This window comes from Microbacterium pygmaeum, assembly GCF_900100885.1.
In the GTDB taxonomy this organism is placed as follows: Bacteria; Actinomycetota; Actinomycetes; order Actinomycetales; family Microbacteriaceae; genus Microbacterium; species Microbacterium pygmaeum.
In genome coordinates this window covers 2,482,727-2,505,936 of sequence record NZ_LT629692.1, presented here as the reverse complement: position 1 = coordinate 2,505,936, position 23,210 = coordinate 2,482,727, and the positions used below count along the sequence as shown (strand labels likewise).

24 protein-coding genes and 1 pseudogene are annotated in these 23,210 nt (G+C 66.2%); 14 read left to right on the top strand and 11 right to left on the bottom strand.

The annotated features are described in order from the left end of the window. The first annotated feature begins 453 nt into the window (after window positions 1-453). A pseudogene (locus BLT19_RS18275) lies at window positions 454-1,540 on the top strand (SDR family oxidoreductase). On the opposite strand, the gene BLT19_RS12025 reads toward BLT19_RS18275, so the two are convergent. Genes BLT19_RS12025 through BLT19_RS12015 form a run of 3 tightly spaced genes read right to left on the bottom strand, consistent with a single transcriptional unit; the run spans window position 1,537 to window position 3,931 of the window. Further along, window positions 1,537-2,511, bottom strand: a complete 975-nt coding sequence (locus BLT19_RS12025; RefSeq protein ID WP_091490500.1) for an arsenic resistance protein — start codon at window positions 2,509-2,511, stop codon at window positions 1,537-1,539. The pseudogene BLT19_RS18275 and the gene BLT19_RS12025 sit on opposite strands and share 4 nt — an antisense overlap. Further along, window positions 2,508-3,209, bottom strand: a complete 702-nt coding sequence (locus tag BLT19_RS12020; protein WP_091490497.1) for a MerR family transcriptional regulator — start codon at window positions 3,207-3,209, stop codon at window positions 2,508-2,510. The genes BLT19_RS12025 and BLT19_RS12020 overlap by 4 nt, the downstream gene beginning before the upstream one ends. 47 nt (window positions 3,210-3,256) lie before the next feature. Further along, entirely contained in the window at window positions 3,257-3,931 is a 675-nt protein-coding gene (locus BLT19_RS12015; protein ID WP_091490495.1) for an arsenate reductase/protein-tyrosine-phosphatase family protein, read from the bottom strand. Window positions 3,932-3,980: 49 nt separating this feature from the next. Between BLT19_RS12015 and BLT19_RS12010 the strand changes: the two genes are divergently transcribed. From BLT19_RS12010 to BLT19_RS12000, 3 genes are read left to right on the top strand one after another with little or no spacing between them, the layout of a single operon-like run. Beyond that, complete coding sequence (locus BLT19_RS12010) at window positions 3,981-4,724, top strand: aquaporin (RefSeq protein ID WP_091490493.1); 744 nt, start codon at window positions 3,981-3,983, stop codon at window positions 4,722-4,724. Continuing rightward, window positions 4,721-6,109 (top strand): FAD-dependent oxidoreductase, encoded by a 1,389-nt coding sequence (locus BLT19_RS12005; protein ID WP_091490491.1) that lies wholly within the window; start codon window positions 4,721-4,723, stop codon window positions 6,107-6,109. Before BLT19_RS12010 ends, BLT19_RS12005 begins: the two co-directional genes overlap by 4 nt. Continuing rightward, window positions 6,106-6,492: an arsenate-mycothiol transferase ArsC gene (locus tag BLT19_RS12000; RefSeq protein WP_091490488.1), complete on the top strand. Its 387-nt coding sequence runs from the start codon at window positions 6,106-6,108 to the stop codon at window positions 6,490-6,492. Before BLT19_RS12005 ends, BLT19_RS12000 begins: the two co-directional genes overlap by 4 nt. A gap of 418 nt (window positions 6,493-6,910) precedes the next feature. Here BLT19_RS12000 and lgt read toward each other — a convergent pair whose 3' ends face one another. From lgt to BLT19_RS11980, 4 genes are all read right to left on the bottom strand, one after another. Then, on the bottom strand, window positions 6,911-7,837 hold the full coding sequence (lgt, locus tag BLT19_RS11995) for a prolipoprotein diacylglyceryl transferase (RefSeq protein ID WP_091490485.1): 927 nt from the start codon (window positions 7,835-7,837) through the stop codon (window positions 6,911-6,913). Between the two features lie 76 nt (window positions 7,838-7,913). Then, window positions 7,914-8,909, bottom strand: a complete 996-nt coding sequence (locus tag BLT19_RS11990) for a sensor histidine kinase (RefSeq protein WP_091490483.1) — start codon at window positions 8,907-8,909, stop codon at window positions 7,914-7,916. Then, window positions 8,906-9,628 (bottom strand): response regulator transcription factor, encoded by a 723-nt coding sequence (locus BLT19_RS11985; protein WP_091493930.1) that lies wholly within the window; start codon window positions 9,626-9,628, stop codon window positions 8,906-8,908. The genes BLT19_RS11990 and BLT19_RS11985 overlap by 4 nt, the downstream gene beginning before the upstream one ends. 25 nt (window positions 9,629-9,653) lie before the next feature. Then, the gene (locus tag BLT19_RS11980; RefSeq protein ID WP_091490481.1) at window positions 9,654-10,349 is read right to left on the bottom strand and encodes a phosphatase PAP2 family protein; all 696 of its coding nucleotides are present in this window, start codon (window positions 10,347-10,349) and stop codon (window positions 9,654-9,656) included. A 139-nt stretch (window positions 10,350-10,488) separates the two neighbouring features. On the opposite strand from BLT19_RS11980, the gene BLT19_RS11975 reads away from it, so the two are divergent. Then, window positions 10,489-10,800 (top strand): hypothetical protein, encoded by a 312-nt coding sequence (locus BLT19_RS11975; protein ID WP_091490477.1) that lies wholly within the window; start codon window positions 10,489-10,491, stop codon window positions 10,798-10,800. 100 nt (window positions 10,801-10,900) lie between these two features. Next, window positions 10,901-11,485, top strand: a complete 585-nt coding sequence (locus BLT19_RS11970) for a cation transporter (protein WP_091493927.1) — start codon at window positions 10,901-10,903, stop codon at window positions 11,483-11,485. A gap of 193 nt (window positions 11,486-11,678) precedes the next feature. Here BLT19_RS11970 and BLT19_RS11960 read toward each other — a convergent pair whose 3' ends face one another. The 3 genes from BLT19_RS11960 to BLT19_RS11950 all read right to left on the bottom strand — a co-directional run bounded on the left by BLT19_RS11960 (window position 11,679) and on the right by BLT19_RS11950 (window position 14,455). Beyond that, window positions 11,679-12,932 (bottom strand): COG4705 family protein, encoded by a 1,254-nt coding sequence (locus tag BLT19_RS11960; protein ID WP_231917642.1) that lies wholly within the window; start codon window positions 12,930-12,932, stop codon window positions 11,679-11,681. Between the two features lie 111 nt (window positions 12,933-13,043). Then, window positions 13,044-14,093, bottom strand: coding sequence for a cation diffusion facilitator family transporter (locus BLT19_RS11955; protein WP_091490471.1), 1,050 nt, complete (start codon window positions 14,091-14,093; stop codon window positions 13,044-13,046). Further along, the gene (locus BLT19_RS11950; RefSeq protein WP_172825626.1) at window positions 14,090-14,455 is read right to left on the bottom strand and encodes an ArsR/SmtB family transcription factor; all 366 of its coding nucleotides are present in this window, start codon (window positions 14,453-14,455) and stop codon (window positions 14,090-14,092) included. The genes BLT19_RS11955 and BLT19_RS11950 overlap by 4 nt, the downstream gene beginning before the upstream one ends. A gap of 100 nt (window positions 14,456-14,555) precedes the next feature. On the opposite strand from BLT19_RS11950, the gene BLT19_RS11945 reads away from it, so the two are divergent. From BLT19_RS11945 to BLT19_RS11910, 8 genes are all read left to right on the top strand, one after another. Beyond that, window positions 14,556-14,837, top strand: coding sequence for a metal-sensitive transcriptional regulator (locus tag BLT19_RS11945; RefSeq protein ID WP_091493920.1), 282 nt, complete (start codon window positions 14,556-14,558; stop codon window positions 14,835-14,837). Window positions 14,838-14,867: 30 nt separating this feature from the next. Further along, window positions 14,868-15,200 carry a heavy-metal-associated domain-containing protein gene (locus tag BLT19_RS11940; protein ID WP_091490466.1) on the top strand — a complete coding sequence of 111 codons (333 nt, stop codon included), beginning with the start codon at window positions 14,868-14,870 and terminating at the stop codon, window positions 15,198-15,200. 32 nt (window positions 15,201-15,232) lie between these two features. Then, on the top strand, window positions 15,233-17,368 hold the full coding sequence (locus BLT19_RS11935) for a heavy metal translocating P-type ATPase (RefSeq protein WP_091490463.1): 2,136 nt from the start codon (window positions 15,233-15,235) through the stop codon (window positions 17,366-17,368). A 37-nt stretch (window positions 17,369-17,405) separates the two neighbouring features. Continuing rightward, window positions 17,406-17,843, top strand: a complete 438-nt coding sequence (locus tag BLT19_RS11930) for a DUF6153 family protein (RefSeq protein WP_091490461.1) — start codon at window positions 17,406-17,408, stop codon at window positions 17,841-17,843. A gap of 100 nt (window positions 17,844-17,943) precedes the next feature. Beyond that, complete coding sequence (locus BLT19_RS11925) at window positions 17,944-18,555, top strand: DUF305 domain-containing protein (protein WP_091490459.1); 612 nt, start codon at window positions 17,944-17,946, stop codon at window positions 18,553-18,555. Window positions 18,556-18,585: 30 nt separating this feature from the next. After that, window positions 18,586-19,461, top strand: a complete 876-nt coding sequence (locus tag BLT19_RS11920) for a F510_1955 family glycosylhydrolase (RefSeq protein WP_231917640.1) — start codon at window positions 18,586-18,588, stop codon at window positions 19,459-19,461. 394 nt (window positions 19,462-19,855) lie between these two features. Then, window positions 19,856-20,527 carry a M23 family metallopeptidase gene (locus BLT19_RS11915; RefSeq protein ID WP_231917886.1) on the top strand — a complete coding sequence of 224 codons (672 nt, stop codon included), beginning with the start codon at window positions 19,856-19,858 and terminating at the stop codon, window positions 20,525-20,527. 133 nt (window positions 20,528-20,660) lie between these two features. Beyond that, window positions 20,661-21,965 carry a Y-family DNA polymerase gene (locus BLT19_RS11910; protein ID WP_091490456.1) on the top strand — a complete coding sequence of 435 codons (1,305 nt, stop codon included), beginning with the start codon at window positions 20,661-20,663 and terminating at the stop codon, window positions 21,963-21,965. 119 nt (window positions 21,966-22,084) lie between these two features. Here the strand turns inward: BLT19_RS11910 and BLT19_RS11905 are convergent, their stop codons facing one another. Further along, a complete protein-coding gene (locus BLT19_RS11905) occupies window positions 22,085-23,209 on the bottom strand; it encodes an alpha/beta hydrolase family protein (protein WP_157681855.1) in 1,125 nt (374 codons plus the stop codon). Between the last annotated feature and the right edge of the window lies 1 nt (window position 23,210).

Sequence of the window (23,210 nt, the reverse complement as noted above, 5' to 3'; positions counted from 1 at the left end):
CGACACCGACACCCCGGCACCCCCTCTGCCAGAGAGGTGCGCCGCCGTGCCCGCGTCAGCGGGCGCGGTCCTCGATCTGCAAGACGTGTGGTCCCTATGTGTTGGAGACCTGTGGCTGTCCGGACCGATGCTTAAGACCGTCGGCCTCTTGTCGAGGGTCGCCTACAGGTCGCTCAGGCAAGCATCGGGCGCGGAGCCCGTTGCGTTGGGGCCCGTCATGTCGACGGCAGCGATCACTGCGGTGGCTTGCCTCGTAGTCGAAGCTGTACAGCTCCCGATTTCGTGCCCGCGTTGCGCCTCACCGACTAGCATTCGGCGCTGCAGCCAGCAGACTGCGCATGATCATTGGCGCCATTGAGCCGCGCCGCGCCGACAATACGTGGGCCTCCGCCGCACGCGAGCGGGGGCGACATATCGAGCGCAACTCTGGATTCCACGCGGTACGGTGACCGCGTGGATCTTCAACTGCGGGAAAGAGTCATCCTGGTCGTAGGCGGTCACGGCCTCATTGGAAGCGCGGTCGTCGCGCGGTTACGCGATGAGGGAGCGATCGCTGTGCCCGCGTCTCGCAATGCACCGGACGGCATCACGATGGATGCTGCGGACGACGAGTCGGTCTCGCGCGGTCTCCGTCAAATCGACGACGACTACGGCCGGCTCGACGGGCTCGTCGTCGCAGCTGCTCCGAGCGCCCGCACGCTTGACCCTGCGCACAATGCAGACCCAATCCAGGTGCTGGCGGCCGTGGATGCAAAGGCGATGACGTTCTTGCGAGTTGCCAATGCCGTAATTCCTGACATGCGGGACGCGGGATACGGTCGCATTGTCGGCGTGAGCGGCCAGAACGCCTTTCTCACCGGCAACATCACCGGTTCGGTGCGCAACGCCGCGCTCATCATCGTGGCGAAGAATCTCGCTGATTCCCTCGTCGGCTCGGGAGTTTCTGTGAACGCGATCAGCCCGAGCATCGTGTCCGAGTCGCCATCCTTGGCGGTCGAGGTAGGCAAGAGCGGACAATCGCGTCCGACCGACATCGCCGCGCTCATCGCGCTGCTTGTGTCTCCAATCGGCGGGGCGATTTCGGGTGAGAGGGCGGAGACCTGGGAGGCGGCAGCCCAACCCAGGACGGCCCCGTCCTCGCTCGTAGCGACCAGGCGTGCGTCGGTGATCTTGCCGGTGTCGAACTGCTCCCAGGTGGGGGTGGCGGTCTCGAAGGTGGCTTCACCGGGCGGCCTACCAGGGGGTGATCGAGCACTCCGTTTACGTGCACCCCGAGGCGCGTGGGGAAGGCATCGGACGGTTGCTGCTAGACGCGTTCATCACCGCGGCCGACGACGGCGGCTATTGGACGATCCAATCCAGCATCTTCCCCGAGAACACCGCCAGTCTCCGTCTGCACAAGGCCGCGGGGTTCCGGGTCATCGGCACCCGGGAGCGGGTTGCCCGGTCGCAGCACGGCCCGCACGCCGGCCGCTGGCGGGACACGGTTCTGATCGAACGCCGCTCCACCCGTAACGGGGTCGACGAGTCATCGAACTAGCCGCGGCGGGCTGGGATCAGGCGCGGGATGACACGCACGTAGATGGTCATCCCGATCAGTTCCACGAGGGTCTGCGCGACCACGACCGCGGGAACGAGCGCCAGCTCGGCAGGCAGCGCAAGCGCCAAGGGCAGCACCACCAGGGAGTTGCGGGTCGCGCCGGAGAACGTCACCGCCCGGGCGCTTTTGACATCGAGTCGGGCGATCCGGCTGGTCCCGGCCCCGACAAAGGCCATCACGATCAGGAACACGACATAAATCGGGATGACCGTCGCGAGGCCGGGGAGATTGGCCAGGACGAGCCCTGCCTGGGAGGCGACCACGACGAACAGGGTGATCATCATCAGCGGCACCATCACCCCGACCGCTCCCAGTTCGACCGCGGCAACCCACCGCACTCTGGGGGCTACCCACTGGGTGAGCGCAGCCAACAGCAACGGGATCACGATGAGGAACACGAACGCTTCCAGGAACGGGGCGATCTCCATGCCCTCCAGCACGCCTGGCCCGGCGAGGACCGTGAGATAGACGGGGAGCAGCAGCAGTTGAGCGATCATCAGCAGCGGTGCTGCGGCGATGAGTTTGTCGTGCGCGCCGCCGGCGATGCCAGTGAATACGATCACATAGTCGATACACGGGGTCAGCAGCACCAGCAGCACCCCGACCAGCAACGCTGCCTCTCCCGCGACCAACCGGGACAGGGCCAACACGATCACCGGGACGATCACGAAGTTCAGCAAGAGCAGCGTGGTCAGGAACCTGGCGTCGCGGAACGCGTCGGCGAGGCGCGTGAACGGCACTCCGAGGAATGTCACATACAGCAGCACCCCGATCGCCGGGCTAATCGCCACCTCCAGCTCGTGCGCAGCCGGGATCAGCGCCCCAACGATCAGGCCTACGGCGATCGCGACGAGATACAGGACGATCTGGTGACGCTCCGCCCACAATTGCGCGCGAGGAGCGCCGGTCACGCCGGGACCAGGGAAAGCCCAGTCAGGTCCTGCAGCAGCGGGAGGGCATCGTCGGGGCAGCGAATGGTCAGCGTGAACGACTCACCGCGGAGGATCATCTCAAACCCGAAGAACGGGCAGCAGGCCTGCTCCGCGGCAGCCAGCACGGCAGCCTCCGAGAGACGGCCGATGGGCAGCACGCACCGCACCCCACCCGCCGTGCGCTCCACCTGCCCGTCGGATAACAGCGTCCGCCACGCGGTGATCTGCTCAGCCTGGCCGTCACCCAGGCTGCACGCCACCACCGGGCCAGGTTCGGTCAGCAGAAATGCGCAGGACGGATCGCAACGCTCCTCCCGGTCGGGCAGCTCATCCAGGTGGGCCCTCGCCGCCCAGAGCGCGTCGCGCAGCCCGGACCGGCCCGCAATGGTCTCCTCAACTCGCTCGAGATGCTCATCAAGGCTCGGTCGCAGTCGGGCTTTCACCGACGCGCACGCGTCGGATTCCCACGGCCGCAGCAACTCTCCGATCTCGGATAGCGGCAGATCCAGCCGGCGGGCCGCGTCGATGAACCGCAACCGGTCCAGCACATCCTCTGGATACGCCCGATACCCGTTGCCCTCGCGACCGGTGGGCACCAGGCCGATCTGGTCGTAATAGCGCAACGTCGAGGCCGGCACCCCACTGCGCTGGGACACTTCCGCGATCCTCAAAGACATGCCCCGACCATAAACCTTCAACCCCACTCGAAGGTCAACCGGGGAGATCAGGTGAGGGCGAGCATCCTCGGCGCCAACCGGGTCACCCGTGCGGCCAGGTCAGCGAAGGCGGCCTCGAATGCCGCATCTGTTGACGCCGGCAGCGGATCCGGCACCGACCAATGCACCGCCCCGACCGGGAATTCTTCATGCGCCCGGTCGCAGACCGTGATCACGAAGTCCGTGTCTCGCAGGAGACCGGCGACCTGCTTCGGCACGACCTCGGTCAGGTCCAGCCCATGACGAGCAGCCGCCGCGACAGCGCCGGCTGCGACGCGATCAGCGGGATGCGTGCCGGCACTGATCGCCGGAATCTCGCTCACGTCGTTCCACAGCGCTTGCGCGAGCTGCGAGCGGGCGGAGTTCGCGGAGCAGACGAACACGACACGCTCTGCTCCCGCCGTCGCGAAGGATCCCAGCTCGAGCAAAGCGCCAGGGTTGAGGCGGACATACGTCCGCCGCCCGTCGCCCTCAGACCGGCCGCGAGAGACGATCCCTTCCCGCTCGAGCACGTTCAGGTGATGCGCGAGCAGGTTCGAGGTCATCCCGGCAAGCTCCGCCTGCAGCTCCGTGGGCGACAGGTCTCCGAACGTGAGCAGGTCCAGCATCCGCAGCCGGGCAGGGTCAGCCAGAGCCGCATGCTTCGCGGCCCGCACTTCCAGAGACGTTCGCTCATCGTTCATTGCCTCAATTTTGACTGAGCTATAGTCGGTTCGTCAAGATGAGGACCCCATGAACATGATCACCGTGCTGCGCCGCGCCGGCGCTGAGCTGCTCGGCACCGGTCTGCTGGTGACGGTCGTGGTCGGTTCCGGCATCGCCGCTTCCCGGCTCTCCACCGACCCGGGACTGCAGCTGCTGGAGAACTCGATCGCCACCGCCCTCGGCTTGGGTGTGCTGATCCTGCTCCTCGGTCCGGTCTCCGGGGCGCACTTCAACCCCGTCGTCTCCCTCGCCGACACCATCCTCGGGCGCCGACACGGCACCGGCCTCCCGCTCACGCTGCTGGGTCTCTACGTCGTCGCGCAGGTCGTCGGCGGGATCGGCGGCTCGGTGCTCGCCAACGCCATGTTCGCCACCCCGATCGCGATCTCCACCACCAACCGGGCCACCCCGGAGACGTTCCTGGCGGAGATCGTCGCGACGGCGGGGCTGGTGCTGCTGATCATCGGGCTGGCCCGTGCGCATCGCAGCACCCCGGTGATCGCCGCCGCGGTCGGCTCCTACATCGGCGCCGCGTACTGGTTCACCAGCTCCACTTCGTTCGCCAACCCGGCCGTGACCATCGGACGTGTCTTCACCGACACGTTCGCCGGCATCGCACCCGCCTCCGTCCTCCCGTTCCTGGCCGCCCAATTCCTCGGCGCCGTCATCGGGATTTTCCTGGCTTTGCTGCTGTTCCCGCACGCCGCCACCTCGGCGGATGACCTGACCGTTTCCCACACCCTCACCGACTCTGAGAAGGACTCCTCATGACGCATCTTGTTGCTATCGGCGGCAGCGACGCCGGCATCTCCGCCGCCCTCCGCGCCCGCGAGCTCGACCCTTCGGTCGAGGTCACCGTGGTCGTCGCCGATGCCTACCCGAACTACTCCATCTGCGGCATCCCGTACTTCTTCTCCGGCGACGTGAAGCCCTGGCAGTCCCTCGCGCACCGCACCCACGCCGACCTCGAAGCCACCGGCATGCGCCTTCGACTCGACACGCTCGCCACCTCGATCGACGTCGCCGGGCAGCGCCTCACCGTCCGCGACAGCGCCGGCATCGAGTCGCAGATCGCCTACGACGAACTGGTCGTCGGCACCGGCGCCCTACCCGCCTTTGCCGGGATCGCAGGCTTGGAGCAGCTCACCCCTGAGGATGGGGTCCACGTGATCCACTCGATGGGCGACACGTTCGCGTTGGAGGAGCACCTCACCGAACGCGACCCGAAGACGGCGATCATCATCGGAGCCGGCTACGTCGGCCTCGAGATGGCCGAAGGATTCACCGGCCGCGGCATCCAGGTCACGCAGCTGCAACGTGGCCCCGAAGTCCTCTCCACCCTCGACCCTGAGCTCGCCTCGATCGTGCACGCCGAACTGGTCGAGCACGGCGTCACCGTCCACACCCACACCACCGTCCGCGGCGTCGAGAAGACCCCCACCGGGCTGGTCGTGCACGCGGAGCACGACGGGCAGCCCGTCACCCACACCGCCGATCTCGTCCTCGCGGTCGTCGGCGTCCGCCCCAACACCAGCCTCCTCGAGCAGGCCGGCGCGACCCTCGGCGCAGGACGGGCGGTCGTGGTCGACGAGCAGATGCGCACCGGTCTCCCGCACGTCTTCGCCGCCGGCGACGGGGTCACCACCCACCACCGCCTGCTCGGCCTCACCTACCTGCCGCTGGGCACCACCGCGCACAAGCAGGGTCGCGTTGCCGGGGAGAACGCGCTCGGCGGGACCGCCCGGTTCGCCGGATCCGTCGGCACCCAGGTCGTGAAAGTCTTCGACGTCGTCGCCGCCCGCACCGGCCTCCGTGAACACGAAGCCATCGCCGCCGGTTACCACCCCGCCACCACGCAGACCGCGGCGGATGACCACAAGCGCTACTACCCGGGCGCCCAGCCGATCGGCATCCGGATCACCGGCGACACCGACACCGGGCTGCTGCTCGGCGCGCAGCTCGTCGGGCGGCTCGGCACCGAGACCGCGAAACGGGTCGACACCTATTCCACCGCCTTGTTTGCCGGGCTCACCGTCGAGCAGATCTCGGACCTCGACCTGTCCTACACGCCGCCGCTTGGATCGCCGTGGGATGCCGTCCAGGTCGCGACCCAAGCCTGGTCCCGCGCCCTCGCGCCTGCGGGAATCCTCGCATGAGCACCCCACCGACCGTGCTGTTCATTTGCCAGCACAACGCCGGCCGCTCCCAACTCGGCGCACACCTCCTCGAGCACGTCGCCCCAGGGCGCGTCAACGCGACCAGCGGCGGACTCTCACCCGCGGAGCACATCAACCCGGTAATCGCCGAAGCGCTCGGGGAGTTGGGCATCGACACCAGCGCAGCCGTCCCGCGCGCCGTCACCACGGCAGACCTGGCCGCGGCGGACATCGTCGTCACCATGAAGCCCCGCCTCACTCTCCCCGGGCCGGTGACCGGACGACTCGTCGAATGGGAATTCCCCGACCCCGACAACTGGGACATCTCCGGGGTCCGGGAGCTTCGAGACCTCGTGCTGCAGCACGTCACGACACTCGTTTGATCGCACCGAAGGAAGGTTCCTGCCGTCAGAGTTACCGTAAGTCTCTCTCGGTTGCGAAGTTGCAGTTGGGTCTGTCAAACGCATCAGCAGGCGCTGGCCATCAGGCCCGCCCAGACCGCGGCCATCTCCGAATTGTTCATGTGTAATCGCGTGCACAAGTCTCGCGCGGATGCATAACGGCAAGGGACTCCACCACTGAGCTGTGTCGTCGCTATCGGGTAGCTTTCGGTGTCAGTTCTGACGACGACCTCAGGGAGCGAGATGCTCGCCACTTCGAACCAGAGCGGGTGCGCATATTGCACACGCGAGCATCGCAATGTACCGGCAAGATAGGCCGCGCAAAATTTCTCTGAGTCGTGCCCTGAGGCTCGGACCGCGGATGCGGACTGGTCGGGGCTGCGGAAATTGCGTTCGCCTGTTACCGCAAATGCTGAGCGGTGTCGCTGTCGATTGATTGGGAGGGGCTCACGTCCCCGCGGAGTGAGACAGGGGCGCTGCGGCTTCCCAGGGACGGCGAGGGTTCTGGGGTGGGGTGGCGGATGGTCTGGATGACAAAGAGTGCGACCCCAATGAGGGCGACGACGATCGATGCCCAGATATTGGCGGGGATGCCGAGGGGCGCGTCGCTGCTGGGGTCGATGCGGATCGCTTCGAGTCCGCTGCGGCCGATGCCGTACCAGATCAGGTAGATCGCCAGGCTTCGCCCCCAGCCGAGAGTGAAGCGGCGCTCCAGAAGGACGATGACGGCAGCGCCGATCAAGTTCCAGATCATCTCGTAGAGGAACAGCGGGTGGAACAGGGTCCCGGCGGGCAGGCCATCGGGGAACATCGGGGCCGAGGGGAGGATCTCAAGCCCCCAGGGCAAGGTGGTGGGGTTTCCGAAGAGTTCTTGGTTGACGTAGTTCCCGAGCCGGCCGATGGCTTGTGCGACGAGGAGCGCGGGGGCGAGGGCGTCGGCGAAGGTCCAGAAGCGGAGCCCGGCGCGGCGGCATCCGATGTAGGCGCCGATCGCACCGCCGATCAGAGAGCCGTAGATGGCGTTGCCGCCGTCCCAGATCGCGAACACGTTCCACAGATTCGCGCCGGGGTAGAAGTAGTCCGAGACGTGGGTGAACACGTGATAGAACCGGGCGGCGATGATGCCGAGGGGGACCACCCACAGGACGACGTCGATGACGGTCCAGGGTGCGACGCCGCGCCGCCGGAGCCTGCGGTCGGTGATCAGGACGGCAGCGATGATGCCGGCGATGATGCAGAGCGCGTAGGTGTGGATGGTGAGCGGGCCGAGCTGGAAGCTCGCCCATGCCGGGTCCGGGCTGGGGATGCTCGCGGGATGAATGCTCATGGGTGTGCTCCTTGGACCGTCATGGGGAACGCTACGCCGTGGGGCTGTGTACGCCCGCCGCACGCCCGGTGGGTGGTTAGCGCTTGGATCGTGGCAGTGTGAGGGTGATGCTGGTGCCGGCCGGTGAGGTGTTACTGACGGTCGCTGTTCCGCCGTAGCGGGTGATGGTGTCGTGGACGAGGGCCAGGCCGATGCCGAAGCCGGTGCGTGCAGTGCCGCCTCCGTCGACGGCGTCGGAGGAGCGTGCGAACCGGTCGAAGACCCGCTGCGGATCGATCCCGCGGATCCCGGGCCCCTGGTCGGAGACGGTGATAGTCACGGTAGTGCGCGTCGCCGATGTGGTGACGGTCACAACGGAGGGTGGCGAGTGTTTGATCGCATTGTCGAGCAGCGCCACTAGGGTGCGGTGGAGGCTGGCCTCCGGGATCGCGACGGCGACATCGGTTGGGGTGGGGGTTGCGGCGATGTCGACGCTGCGGTCCCGGGCGAGCATCCTCATCGCGGTGACCGCAGCCTGAACGGACCCGTCCACCTGGACTGGTACTGGGGTTTCCCCCGCAGTGGCGTCAATTGAGTCCAGCAGGTCGGTGACGACAGCGCCTAGTGCGTGGGAGTCGCCGCGGAGTTGCGCGATGAGCTCCGCGTTCGGGTCGTCTGCGTTGGTCGCCCGTTGCAGCACTTGGAGGCGTGCGTCGAGGATCGCCAGGGGTGTGCGGAGTTCGTGGGAGGCGTCGGCGACGAAACGACGTTGACGGCGCAGAGCGTCCACGAGGGGCGCGACAGCGCGTCGGGTGACCAGCAGCGCGATTGTGCCGGCGAGGGCGATAGCGCCGACGCCGACGAGGATCGCGCCGATGACGATGTCGACGCCTTCGATGTCGACAGTCGTTTCGTGCCGCCCGGGGCGGAACAGCTGGGACGGCGGGATCTGGCTGAACACGACCAGGAGCGTGGCAACGAGAACCGCCAGGACCAACACAGAGACGGCGATAGTGATCCAGATCCCGACTCTGCGGGACGCTGCCCGGACGAGCTGCGCGTCAGGATCACGGGTCTTGGGCGCCCGGGTCACAGCTGTCCTAGCCGGTAGCCGCGGCCGCGGACGGTGGTGATGATGTCGGCATCGGTTTTGCGGCGCAGGTAGTGCACGTATGTGTCGACGGTGCCGGGGGTGTCGCCGGTAGTGAACACGGTGCGGAGGATCTCGTCTCTGGTGAAGGTTTTGTCGGGGTGGACAGCGAGGAGTTTCAGCAGCTCACTTTCTCGATCGGTCAGTATTGTGCGCCCGTCGTACGGGGAGTAGATGGCGCGGGAGTCGGGGTAGAACTCCCATTCGCCGACGCGAACGAACGGGCCTTCTCCGTTGCTGACCCGGCGGATCGCGCGGAGTCGGGCGAAGAGCTCATCGAACTCGAACGGTTTCACGAGGTAGTCGTTGGCGCCGGCATCCAGCCCGCGCACCTTATCTTGGATGCTGCCCAGAGCGGTGAGGATCAGCATCGGGGTGTGCACGCCGCTGCGGCGAAGGGTTTCCACAATCGAGATTCCGTCCACAGTCGGTAAGCGGCGGTCCACGATCATTACCTCGAACCGGCCGTCCTGGGCGGCGTCGAGCGCCACCCCGCCATCGCTGTGGAGGGTGACGTCGTACACCTCCTCGAGGACGCGCACCATCAGTGGACCCAGCTGCGGGTCATCTTCTACCAGCAGGAGCCGCGGCCTCGTTGTCGTCTCTGTCGTACTCACGCGCGTCCGCTCCCTTCTCTGCCCGCCCTCACGAGCATCCTCCATGATCAGGTCGACAAACCCGTCAGACTCAGCGACCTGACCCCGGCTGTTGCGCCACAGCGGGCACGTCGCGGGCGGGGGCAAACAGTGGCATCCGTGCCATCAGGAACGCGACGCCGAAGGTCAGGACGGGGGCCAGCAGGAGGGAGGCAAGCACATCGGTCGGATAGTGCGCGCCCAGGTACACCCGAGACCAGCCGGTGAGAATCATGACGACCAGCGCCCCGGCGACGACCACGCCCCGGAAACGCCAACCGGACAGAACCACCACCAGCGCGAGCACCCACGCGGCAGCGAACGCGGTGTGACCGCTCGGATAGCTGAACGTGACCGGTTCCACCCCCGTCGGATAGCTCAGCAGTGATGAATCCGGTCGTGCGCGACCGGCGATGACCTTGACCAGATCCGTGACCGCCCACGGGATCGCGATCAGCACCAACACTCGCACCGCCGCCACCCAGGACCGCGCTAACACCGTGACGACAACAACTGTGCTTGCCGTCACCACGAGAGCGAATGTGGGTCCGAACACCAGGTTGATCGAGTGGGCAACCGCGTCGAAAACGATGTTGTGAACGCTGTTTACGGCGATGACGAGCTGCATCTCCCCGGCACTCCACGCCGGTGATCCGGCAATGAAAAGACCGGCGACAACGACCGCGGCGAACGTCGCCAACATCGACACACTGACGACGGAAGGCGACAACGAGCGGGGGCTTTTCATCGTGACAGGCTCCCCACCTGGCACTAAGAATCCGCACAGAAACCCCACTCCGCGTTGCGGAGACGAATTCTTGGTGGCTTCTTACAGCGCCTGCGGGATGATTCCTTCCCCAGTAACACCAACAGGAAGGAACGGAACCATGCGCTCCAAGAAGATCATGATCGGTAGCGGGGTGGGGGTGGCAGCTCTCGCGATAGCTGCGGGAGGGCTCGTGATGAGCCTGCCCGCGCAAGCCGCCGCCATCCCTACCGCCCCGAGCGTTTCCGCCTCTACGTCCGCGGACACCGATGTCGAGACCAACGACGACACGCCGGGCGCGGCGGACACCGACGTCGAAACCAACGACGACGGGGCCGCTGACACGGACGCGGAGACGAACGACGACACCCCGGGCGCGGCGGACACCGATGTCGAGACCAACGACGACGCAGGAGCGTCGACCGGCAACTGACGCTGCCCCTCACGACGGCCGGACACTTCTCCAAATGTCCGGCCGCCACTCCGTCTGCCACGAGCAGCGCTCGTTCGTCTCAGAGGTGGGTGCTGTCACGATGATCGTTGTGGACACACTGCGGCGGGTCCTACTCGTCGTTGCACTGCTCAACTTGGGGTACTTCTTCGTCGAGTTCAGCGTCGCCCTGTCCATCGGATCGGTGTCTCTTTTCGCGGACAGTGTCGACTTCCTCGAGGATGCTCTGATCAACCTCCTCATCTTTACGGCGCTGATGTGGACGGCAAGCCCACGCCGCGCGGTCGGATCCTTCTTGGCTTTCGTGATTTTGATCCCGGCGATCGCGACGATCTGGGCCGCCATCGCCAAGGCGTTCGACCCTTACCCGCCCGACCCGCTGCCGTTGACGATGACCGCTCTGGGTGCGCTGGCTGTCAACCTGACGGCGGCACTCCTGCTGGTCCGGCATCGCCACCACAGCGGCGGCCTCACCAAGGCCGCGTGGCTGTCCGCCCGCAACGACGCCCTCGCGAACGTCGCAATCATCATTGTGGGGGTGCTGACCTTCCGGTTCGCCACCGGGTGGTTGGACATCATCGTCGGTGTCGGCATCGGACTCCTCAACGCCGACGCCGCCCGCGCGGTGTGGAAAGCAGCACGCCGGGAAACGGGCGCCCCCGCCTGACCTCGCGGCTAGGTAACCCGGGCGTCGAGAAGAGACTCGTCGTCCGCGATCGCCGCGAGCACCTCGATTAACAGGTACACGGCTGCCAGGAGTAGCCCGGCGCAGGTTGCGATGGTGGCGGAGCTGGTGATGGGGGTGCGTTCCCGGCATCGGCCCGACGGCCTGCGGCCGGATGGGCGGGGCGTCAATGCGCTCATTTGAGGGTGTCCAGCAGGGTGGTGAGCGACTGAGTTTCCGCGGCAGTGTCGGGGGCGCTCGCTCGTAGTGTGGTGAGGACGGTATCGATCTGCCCGTCGATGAACGTCCACCCCGTGTCATCCAGCGGCTGCAGGGCCGGCTGTGCGTCGTCCCACGTCTTCTCCAGATCTGCGATCCGTGCCGTTGCTCCCGCCTCGTCCCCGGCCTGGATCATCGCCAGTGCGTCCGCGGTAATTGTCCGAAACGTTGTCACATCGGAGGCCGGGAACTTCGCGGTGGCCGATGTTCCCGGAACCAAGGTGACCGTCGTGGCTGGGCCTTCACCCTCGCTGGCGGCCGCGACCGAGTGAGGCTGCGCGGATGCCCACACCAGCAACGCAACCGTGACTGCCGCGACGATCCCGTAAAAGACGAGCACCCGTCGCTCGCGCTTCTTACTGGTCACCGGCGCTGCTGTGGTGCTGTTGCTGGCAGTGATGGTGTCGGCGCGGGAGACGCTGAGGTAGATGACCGTGCCGAGGATCGCGGTCAGGAAGATGATGCTGGTTACGGCAACCCCCAAGCCCAGACCCTGCTGGTCAGTGGGGAATCCGAGCCAGTCGCCAAGACTGGCGCCTAAGGGTCTGGTGAGGATGTAGGCGAGCCAGAACGCTAGGACCGCGTTGCCGCCCATCCGCCACCCGGCGAACACGGCGACGATCAGCCCGGCCGGGAGCAGGACGGAGATGCCGGGGCTCCACCCAGTGAGTTCGAGAATCCAGTCGCCGGACGCGGTGCCCAGCGCGAAGGTGACCAGGATGGCCAGCCAGTAGAACAGCTCACGCGGGGTGGTTTTGATGCTGTGGATCGACAGGGTCCGTTGGCTGGCCCACCAGATCCCGAACACAACGGCGAGGGTGCCGGCGAACACGGTGGTGCTGACAGCAAGGGGCACCCCCAGGTTGTCGGTGAGGATATCCGTGTACAGGGTGCCGGTGACGCTGAGCACCACGACCGTGAGCCAGTACACGAACGGAACGTACCGGCGCAGTGACAGCTGCACCGCGAGAACGACGACGAGCACCACGGTGAAGATCAGCGAGGTCAGCTCGAGACCCACACCCAACGTCATGTTGATCCAGTCCGCGAAACTCTCACCCACTGTTGTGCAAAGGATTTTGATGATCCAAAACCACACCGTGATCTCTGGAACCTTGCTCAACATGGTGCGCCCCGCGGCGACTCTGGCCGACTTCACTGTTTCCGTCACAGCACGGACGCTAGAAAGACGCGACTAAGACACCTCTGAGAGTTGCCAATCTGCCCCGGCCACTTCAAGCTCGCGACGAACCGCACCAATCAACGCCCGCGACGTCGCGGGTCAATGAGGAGGGTGCGTGTCCGAGGCACTATGTGTGCTGACGAGGAACTCGTCCACATTGGGAAGGTGAGCGCGAACGTTGCGGTTCGCGTCGGCGCTGATCGCGTCAAGCTGTTCACGCGAGGCGGTGGCATCGACGGTGAGTATCGCGTCTCCCTCAAGGCGGTGCCCGTTCCAGCGCAAACGGATCCGGTCGACTCGGTCAATGCCGTCGACGTGGTCGAGGGCGTGCGCAACTTTGTCGACCAGCTCGGGTTCTACGCCGTCGAGCAGGCGGCGGCCCACGCTTCGGACGGTGCCGATGAGGAGGACGAAGATCGCGGCAGAAATGATCAACCCGACGATCGGGTCAGCCAGCGGGACGCCGAGCAGCACACCCACCCCACCGGCAACGACGGCCAGGGACGTGAATCCGTCCGTGCGGGCGTGGATGCCGTCCGCGACGAGCGCGGCGGAGCCGATGCGCTGGCCGACGCGGATCCGGTATACGGCTACGATTTCGTTGCCGAGGAAGCCGATGATTGCGACGGCTATCACCCAACCGATGTTGCCGATCTGCTGCGGGTGAATGATGCGGTCGATGGACTGCCAGGCGGCGATAATCGCGGACAGCGCGACGACGAACACGATGAACAAGCCCGCGAGATCTTCCGCGCGGCCCAGCCCGTAGGTATAGCGGCGGGATGCGGCGCGCCGGCTGAGGATGAACGCCACCCAGAGGGGTACAGCGGTGAGTGCATCGGAGAAGTTGTGGATGGTGTCGGCGAGCAACGCGACGGAACCGCTGAAGATGACGACCGCCGCCTGGAGGATGGTCGTTGCCAGCAGGATGAGGAGGCTGATCTTCAACACGCGGATACCGGAGCTATTCGCTTCCATCGCGTCATCGATCGAGTCCGCGGCATCATGCGAGTGCGGCACGAACAGGCCGTACACGAACCCCTTCAGACCAGTCGGATGACTGTGATCGCCGCCATGATCGTGATCCCCCTGCAGGTGGTAGTGATCGTGGTGCGGGTCCTTGTGGTCGCGTTCGTGGCCGGTTGTCATTCGCTGACTCGGTCCGCGTGGTGGTGGCGGGGGGTGCCACCGAGCGAGTGTTCGGCTTGGAAGATGGCGTCGGCGACCAGCCGGGAAGCGTGCTCGTTCTCCAAGCGGTAGAACACTTTCTGCCCTTCCTGACGGGTCGCAACGATGCGGGCCAGCCGCAGCTTGGCTAGATGCTGCGACACCCCGGCCGGCGACTTGTCGACCGCCTCCGCGATGCTGTTCACCGACAGCTCCTGCGCATTTTGTAGAGCGAGGATGATCCGCACGCGGGTGGCGTCTGCCAGCATTCCGAACACCTCCACGGCGAGCTCCACATAGGAACTATCCGGACAATACCCGCATGATTGCTTATCTACGCTCATACGCAGATACGACTATGTCAAAGGCAGGTGTCCGTCAACTTCGCGATGGAATACACAGTTCGGAGGCTCGTTGCATACCCTAGGGGGGTACGGTATGTACGTGAACGGTTACGACAGCAACAAGGACGACCTGCAGCAGCGGCTGCGGCGCATCGAGGGTCAGGTGCGCGGCATCTCGCGGATGGTCGATGAGGACAAGTACTGCATCGACATCCTCACGCAGGTCTCGGCCGCGACGAAGGCGCTCGAGACGGTCGCGTTGTCCCTGCTCGGCGATCACCTTCGCCACTGCGTCGCCGAGGCATCCGCTGAGGGCGGCCAGGTCGCTGCAGAGAAGATCCGTGAAGCCAACGACGCGATCGCGCGTCTGGTCCGCTCCTAAACCACCCACCCCCGTATCGGAGAACACACCATGACTGACCGCATCGACCTCGGCCTGAAAGACACCAGCAGCGCTGGTTGCTCCTGCTGCGCCACAACGACCTCTGCCCCCGCCGATCTCCCTGCCAACGCGACGCCAGCAGTGACCGAAGACGTGCTGGTGTCAGGAATGACGTGCGCGCACTGCGTATCCAGCGTCACCGAAGAGATCACCGGTATCGAGGGCGTGCAGAACGTCACCGTCGAACTACACCCCGGCGGCGCATCACGCGTCACGATCAACAGCTCGACCCCGATCAGCAGCTCTGCGGTGAAAGCAGCCGTGCAAGAGGCCGGCTACACCCTGGCCGCCACCTCGGTCTAACACTTCGACGCCACGCAACGAAGGAGGCTCTGATGACCCAGCACGATCACTCTTCCCACCCTGTGAACCACAGCGATCACGCCGCTGCGACTGCCACCGCGCACGACCACGCCGCGATGGGCCATGCCGGTCACGATGACGCCCAGGCGCCGGCAGCGGGGCACTCCGATCACGGGCACGCCGACCACGGGGGCCACGGTGACCATGTGGCCCGGTTCCGGCGGCTGTTTTGGATCATGCTGATCCTCGCTGTCCCGGTCGTCGGGTTCTCGATGATGTTCTCGATGCTGCTCGGGTACCAGCTGCCGGATGCCGCATGGGTCGGGTGGGTCTCCCCGGTGCTGGGCACGGTGATGTACGTGTGGGGTGGCGCCCCGTTCCTCACCGGCGCGGTCAGTGAGCTCCGCGCCCGCAAGCCCGGGATGATGCTGCTGATCGCCCTGGCGATCACGGTCGCGTTCGTCGCGTCCTGGGGTGCGAGCCTCGGCGTGCTGGACCACGAGCTGGACTTCTGGTGGGAGCTGGCGCTGCTGATCGTCATCATGCTCCTGGGCCACTGGATCGAAATGCGCTCCCTCGCCCAAACCACCTCCGCCCTCGACTCCCTCGCCGCACTCCTCCCCGACGAGGCCGAGAAGGTCGACGGCGACACCACCGTGAACGTCGCTCCCGCGGATCTGCTCGTCGGGGACGTGGTCGTGGTCCGCCCCGGCGGGCGAGTACCGGCGGATGGACGGATCGTGCAGGGCTCGGCAAGCATGGATGAGTCGATGATCACCGGAGAGTCCCGCCCGGTGCGTCGGAGCGACGGCGACCCGGTAATCGCCGGGACCGTGGCCACCGACTCCGGGGTGCGGGTGGAGATCACCGCGGTCGGTGCCGACACCGCTCTCGCCGGGATCCAGAAGCTGGTCACCGAGGCGCAGAACTCCTCCTCCCGTGCGCAGCGCCTCGCGGACCGTGCCGCCGGGTGGCTGTTCTGGTTCGCCCTCGGCGCTGCCGCGATGACCGCGATCGCCTGGACGCTGCTGGGCTTCCCGGATGATGCTGTCGTTCGCACCATCACGGTGCTGGTAATCGCGTGCCCCCACGCCCTCGGGCTGGCAATCCCGCTGGTGGTCTCCATCGCCACCGAACGCGCCGCCAAGGCAGGTGTGCTGGTCAAGGACCGGCTGGCGTTGGAGAGCATGCGCACCGTCAACACGGTCCTGTTCGACAAGACCGGCACCCTCACCAAGGGCACCCCCGCCGTCACCGCCATCGACCCCGCGGCGGGCATCAACCCCGACGAGCTCCTCTCCCTGGCAGCCGCCGCCGAAACGGACTCCGAGCACCCCCTGGCCCGCGCGATCGTCAACGCCGCGAAAGAGCGCCAGCTCACCGTCCCGCGTTCCAGCGACTTCGCGTCCTCACCCGCGGTCGGTGTTCGGGCGCTGGTCGACGGGCGCACCGTGCAGGTCGGTGGCCCGTACCTCCTCGAGCAAGAAGGGGCGAGCGAGCTGCCCATCGCCGACGAGTGGCGGGGGGAAGGCGCGATCATCTTGCACGTCCTCGTTGACGGAGCCGTGGCGGGTGCGTTGCGGCTTGCGGATGAGATCCGCCCCGAATCCCGAGAGGCCGTAACCGCGCTGCAAGGCCGCGGCGTGCAGGTGGTCATGATCACCGGTGACGCGGAAGCCGTCGCCGCGTCCGTAGCCACAGAGCTGGGCATCGACCGGTACTTCGCTGGAGTCCGCCCGGAGGACAAGGCCTCCAAGGTGAAGCAACTGCAGGGCGAGGGACGTAAGGTCGCGATGGTCGGCGACGGGGTGAACGATGCGCCCGCCCTTGCCCAGGCGGACGTCGGTATCGCGATCGGCGCCGGCACCGATGTCGCGATCGCTTCTGCCGGGGTGATCCTCGCGAGCGACGACCCCCGGTCGGTGGTGTCAGTGATCGAGCTTTCTCGGGCGAGCTACCGGAAGATGACACAGAACCTGTGGTGGGCAGCCGGCTACAACCTCCTTTCCGTGCCGCTGGCTGCAGGGGTGCTCGCTCCCATCGGGTTCGTGCTGCCCATGTCGGTGGGCGCGATCCTGATGTCGCTGTCCACCATCGTGGTCGCCCTCAACGCCCAACTGCTGCGGCGACTGGACCTCAGCCCGGAGTCCGTCATTCGCCGCAACTGAGCGGGGTGTCGTACCGTGGAACGACGAGGGAGGTGACATGTCGCTGATCGCACTGACAGAACAACTGCGGGCCGGCCGCTCTATGGCCCGCACGCTGCTGCTGCTGATCGCTCTCACCGGCGCGGTCATCGTCGGCCTGCTGGCCATGCACTCCCTCAACACCCACACCGCCGCGGAAACCGGCCACCACGCCACCATGGCCGCCGACCCCGCCGATATGAGCACCGACTCTCACGCTGCGGCGACCACCGCGGTGGATGACGGGTGCGCGGACTGCGGATCAGACCACTCGAGCATGTTCGCGATGGCGTGCGTCCTCGCACTACTGGCGACGGTGCTGCTCTTGGCCCGCCCGGCCGCGGTCCGCCAGTGGCTCGCGCTTCTTCCTCGACCGGGACCGCCCGTAGTCTCGCCGCCCGGCATCCCGGGTCTTCGCCCTCCTTCTCTCACCGCTCTCTGCATCAGTCGTACGTGACGTGTCCGAGCCTCGGCCACCCTGCCGCAGGCTCACTCTGACGCACGCCGGTCTCCCTGACCAGGCGCACCCTTTCACGTACCCCTTTTGGAGAACCCTGATGAGAATTCGTACCGCGGCGACTGCCGCACTGGCCCTGGCCACCGCCCTCACCCTTGCCGGCTGTGCCGGCAACACCGCCGATTCCGGCTCCATGCCGGGCATGGACCACGGCAGCAGCAGCAGCGCCTCACCGTCCGTGGTGATGGCGGAGTTCAACGACGCGGATGTGATGTTCGCGCAGATGATGATCCCGCACCACCAGCAGGCCGTCGAGATGGCCGACATGATCCTCGCCAAAGACGGCATCGACGCCGGAGTGATCACGCTCGCGGAGCAGATCAAAGCCGCCCAGCAGCCCGAGATCGAACAGCTGCAGGGATGGCTGGACGAGTGGGGAGCCGACAGTGACATGGGCGGTATGGGCGGCATGGATCACGGTGACGGGATGATGAGCGACGAGGACATGAAAACCCTCGACGCCGCCACCGGCACCGAGGCGTCCCGCCTATTCCTCGAGGAGATGACGATGCACCACGAGGGCGCCATCACCATGGCGCAGAATGAGGTCGACAACGGCCAGAACACGGACGCGATCGGGATGGCTCAGACCATCATCGACACGCAGACCGCGGAGATCGCCACCATGCAGGAGCTGCTCGGACAGCTGTGACGCACCCCCGGTGAGGGGCACCCGCAACAGGTGTCCCTCACCCCGGACTCGAAAAGGGTGCGTATGCGCATTCCCCTGCGCGCGACAGCAAGCCTCGTCGCGCTTCTCACTTTGACCCTCACCGGGTGCGCGGCCGGCACGCCACCCACTACCGGCACCGACCACGCGGACACAATGCCGCACGTGCACGCGATCGTGCCCTCCCCGGACGGTGACGGGTTCTTGCTCGGCACACACGACGGCCTCTACACCGCCACCGCGGACGGGAAACTCGGCACCAGCATCGGCAGCGACAACCTCGACGCCATGGGCCTGACCGCCCTGGGCGGAGACCTCATCGCTTCCGGTCACCCCGGCACCCGCACACCCACCGACCTCGGCGACCACAACCTCGGCGTCATCCGCAGCAGGGACGGCGGCACCACCTGGGACCCGGTCGCGTACACCGGGGAGAAAGACTTCCACGCCCTCACCGCCGCCCCGGACGGCACCCCTTACGCCCAAGCAACCGACAACAACGTGCTGATGGCAAGCACCGACCGTGGGGTCAGCTGGACCCCGACCGGCAGCAGGCTGCAAGTCTTCGCGATCGCCGTGGACACCACCGGCCGCATCATCGCCACCACCTCCGATGGGCTGCACGTCAGCACCGACCGCGGATCAACATTTGCACCGTTGCCGGATGCACCGAACCTGTATCCGCTGGCCGCGTCGCCTGACTATCAGCGGCTCGTGGGCGTGGACAGCAAAGAGACCATCTGGACCAGCAGCGCCAGTGATCCGACCTGGCGAAACGTCGGAACCGTTCACGGCTCCGCCCAAGCAATCGCCATCACCGACGCCGGAGACATCCTCGTCGTCGACGACAGCGGACTCACCCTGCTCCCTCCTCCCGCAGCCAACTAATCGGCTCACCCGAAAGAGACCACGCTTGCTCACTCATCCACCCACCACCGACCAGACACCCGTGCGTTCCCGGAGAAAACCATCGACTGGCGCCGAAGCGCCCCTCGCGCCCGCAGCGACCACACAGCCCGAGGCCGTCCTCACCCGACGGCAAGCCCGCACCCGCGCATACGCCTCCGAGGAAACCAGGCAAGATCCCGCGGGCCGTGCACACACCCCCACGGGACCCCCGCTAGATGCCTTTGAGGCCGCGGCCCGCCTGTTCTCGTTCGCGCCACAACAGGCTGCGCAGTCCGGGTCCGCTTCTGCGCTCTCATTCGCGTCCAACACGGACCGCGCACTGAGCCCGGCCCATCCCCAACCGCACTCTCGGGCGCGGGCGCTGTTCTTGTCTGTGAACTTCCTCGGCCTCGTGGCGCTGCTGACCATCGGGATGACCGTAGACGCCGAAGCACTCCCCCACGAGCACGCGGAACCGGCAACCGCCCCGGTGGACAGTTCGCGGTCCGAAGACATCCAGGCGTACGTCACACCCGGCCAGACGCAGGCCGCTCCCGTCATCACCCGCGACGGCTACTCCACCGCCACCCTCGTGGATCTGGCCGGAACCGCGGGCATCATGAACTACTCCAGCGCGGTGTTCACCAACAACCCCGACTGCGCCATCCAATGGCCGTACGCGGTCGGTGTTCCGATGACCTACGGGTTCGGCATGCGCGACGGCAAGATGCATGAGGGCACCGACTTCGTTCCCGGCGTCGGGGCTCACATCCAAGCCATCGCCGAGGGAGTCGTCGCCACCTCTACCGACAACGGCGGAGCCTACGGAGTCACCATCGTTATCGATCACCGCGTCGATGGACAGCTCGTCTCGACCCGCTACGCCCATATGGAATACGACTCCCGACAAGTCGAGGTTGGCGACACCGTCGACGTCGGTCAATACATTGGCCGCACCGGAGACACCGGCCGCTCCTTTGGAGCCCACCTGCACTTCGAAGTGCTTCTCAATGGAACCACCGCCACCGATCCACTCCCCTGGCTGGAGGACTACGCCACCTGCTGAACATGTCGGCACTCACCGGTAGCTTCCGGGAGTTCGACCAGTTCGAGGGGAATGGAATGCACGACGCTATACGGACGTCCGTACGCGCACATTGCACACACGAACATCGCAATGTACCGACACGCAGGCGCTGATGCTCGCCCACGTCGACGTGAACTCGGCGTACGCATCCTTCGAACGCATCTTCCGCCCCGACCTGGCCACGGTCCCCCTCGTCGTCCTGTCCAACAATGACGGGATGGTGGTCGCGGCCAGTAGGGATGCGAAAGCGATGGGCCTGGACCTCGGGGAGCCGTGGTTCAAGATCCGCCCGTACGCGCAGCGGCTCGGCGTGATCGCGGTCAGCTCGAACTACGAGCTGTACGGATCGATGAGCGCCAAAGTCATGCAAGTTCTGTCTCGCTACACCGCCGACCTCGACATCTACTCCATCGACGAAGCATTCCTCACCGTCCCCCCGCACATCGTCCGGGAACCCGGGGCGATGCAGACCTGGGCGCGCGAGATCAAAGACACCCTCGCGAAACTCGTCGGCGTCCCCGTCTGCGTCGGAGTGGCGAACACCCGCACCACCGCGAAACTCGCGAACAAATGGGCCAAGAAGGCGGCCCCATTCGACGGGGTTTGCGTATGGCCGGACATTGCGACAGAGGATCGGCACCAGCTGATGGCACGGCTCCCGGTCTCCGAACTCTGGGGCATCGCCTCCCGGCTCGAGAAGCGACTGAATGCGATCGGCGTTCGCTCGATCGCGCACCTGGCCGCGGCGGACCCGACCATCGTGCGAAAGAACACATCAGTGGTGACGATGCGCACCGCGCTCGAGGTCCGCGGCGTGCCCTGCATCGACGCCGAACCCAACCACGACGGCAAGAAACAGCAGCTGATCGTGTCCCGCTCGTTCGGGGAGAAGATCACCACGGTCGCGGAGATGCGGCAGGTCTTGTCCATCTACGCTCAACGCGCCGCCACCCGACTCGTCCGGCACGGGCAGGTCGCGAAACTGCTCACCGCGTTCGCTTCCGTCTCCCCATTCGACAACTCCGACCGGGCAGAAAGCGGCGGTGGGCGACGCAGCCTTTTCCCGCAGACCGTCGCGCGGCTGCCGACGCCGACCGCGGACCCGGTGCAGCTGACCAAAGCCGCCCACGCGCTCCTCCCCCACCTCTCCGACGGGGTCCGGTATGCGAAAGCCGGGATGATGCTCACCGACCTCCGCAAGGCCGACGAACACCAAACCCTCGACATGTTCCGCCACGCCCACGAAGAGCATCACATCGCCGACCTCATGGCACGCATCCAACGCAAGACCGGCCACGACACCCTCGGGCTCGGCTACGCGGGATTGCGACCGGGCCCGAAATGGCAGATGAAACGGGAAATGCTCACCAAACGGGCGACCACGCACTGGGACGAACTGGTCACTGTGCGTGCATGACCCAGCGAAAGGTCCGGGTGTGGGCGACCCGGATTGGCTGCTCAAGGAGCGCTCCGTGAGCACCGCCGCGCTTGTTCGTGCCGGAAGGTATTGACCAGCGTTGACTGCGCGCGGATTCGTCACGGACTTTCGACGTTGCGGTGCGCCGCGCCAACAAGCCACGACAGGACGGCGGACCGGAACAGATCGGGGTCCACATTGGCTTCCCAACCGTGGGGAGCAGGAGCAGTCTTCACGAGTGTGACGCGCGGGTGTGCAGCAAGGAAGCGAGTCGTGAGAGCGATGGGGATCTCTTGATCCCCATCCGAGTGGACCAGTATCGTCGGCACGCCGAGCGCGAGGTTATGCACCCAGTTGAGGGTATTGAAGTCGAGCGCCTCGGGCATCCCGACCAGTCGGCTGATGACGCGAGAGCCGAGCGCCCACATCACCAGCGATGCTGCGGTGGCGGGTAGGCCCGCACGATGCACGCCATGTTGAATGATCGGCCGCCACTGGGTGGCGGGCGAGATCAGAGCCAGACGGTCGATCGCCGCGGGCTCGCGGCGAAGAAGTTCCAACGAGAGCCCAGCACCCATCGACCAGGCCACGACGTACACGGCCGTCGCGCCATGCGAGCGCGCATAGGCGATCGCGTCGGCAAGGTCGCTCCACTCGCGCTGCCCGAGGGTTGAGGCGGAGACCGGCGGCCCGTCCCCCGAGCCTCGATATGTGATCACCATCGAAGTCAGGCCAGCCTGATGCGCAACCTCAACAGAACGCAGAGTCACGAGTCTCGAGGTGCGGATGCCTTGGACGTGGATCACCCAAGCCTTGTCGACCGCCGTTCCTCTGAAGAGCCAGGCCGGTGCCGATTCGCCGTCACGAAGCGGCACAACAACGTCCTCCCAGTTGGGATCGATCTCGCAGGGTCCGCTCATCGTGTGGCCGGTCCATTTGGCTGCAAACGGCTCTGAACTCATGGGCACAGTCGTCTCAAGCAGACGACGAATCACGCGTCGCCCGTCCGACGAGAGAACTGGACCGATGAGCGCGTGCTGGGCAAAGCGCTCTCCGAACCATAGGCCGTAACTCCCCTCGGCAAGCGTGAGATCTGTCTGCGTCAACTCGATATCGTCGCCGACGCGTCGCACAATGAGGGTCTGGCGTCTCGGACGGACGCCGACGATGCGTCGCGCCAGCATCGTTATGATCCCGACCGCGACCGCGCCCAGTGCAGCCAAGCCGCCGATCGCAGTGGCCATC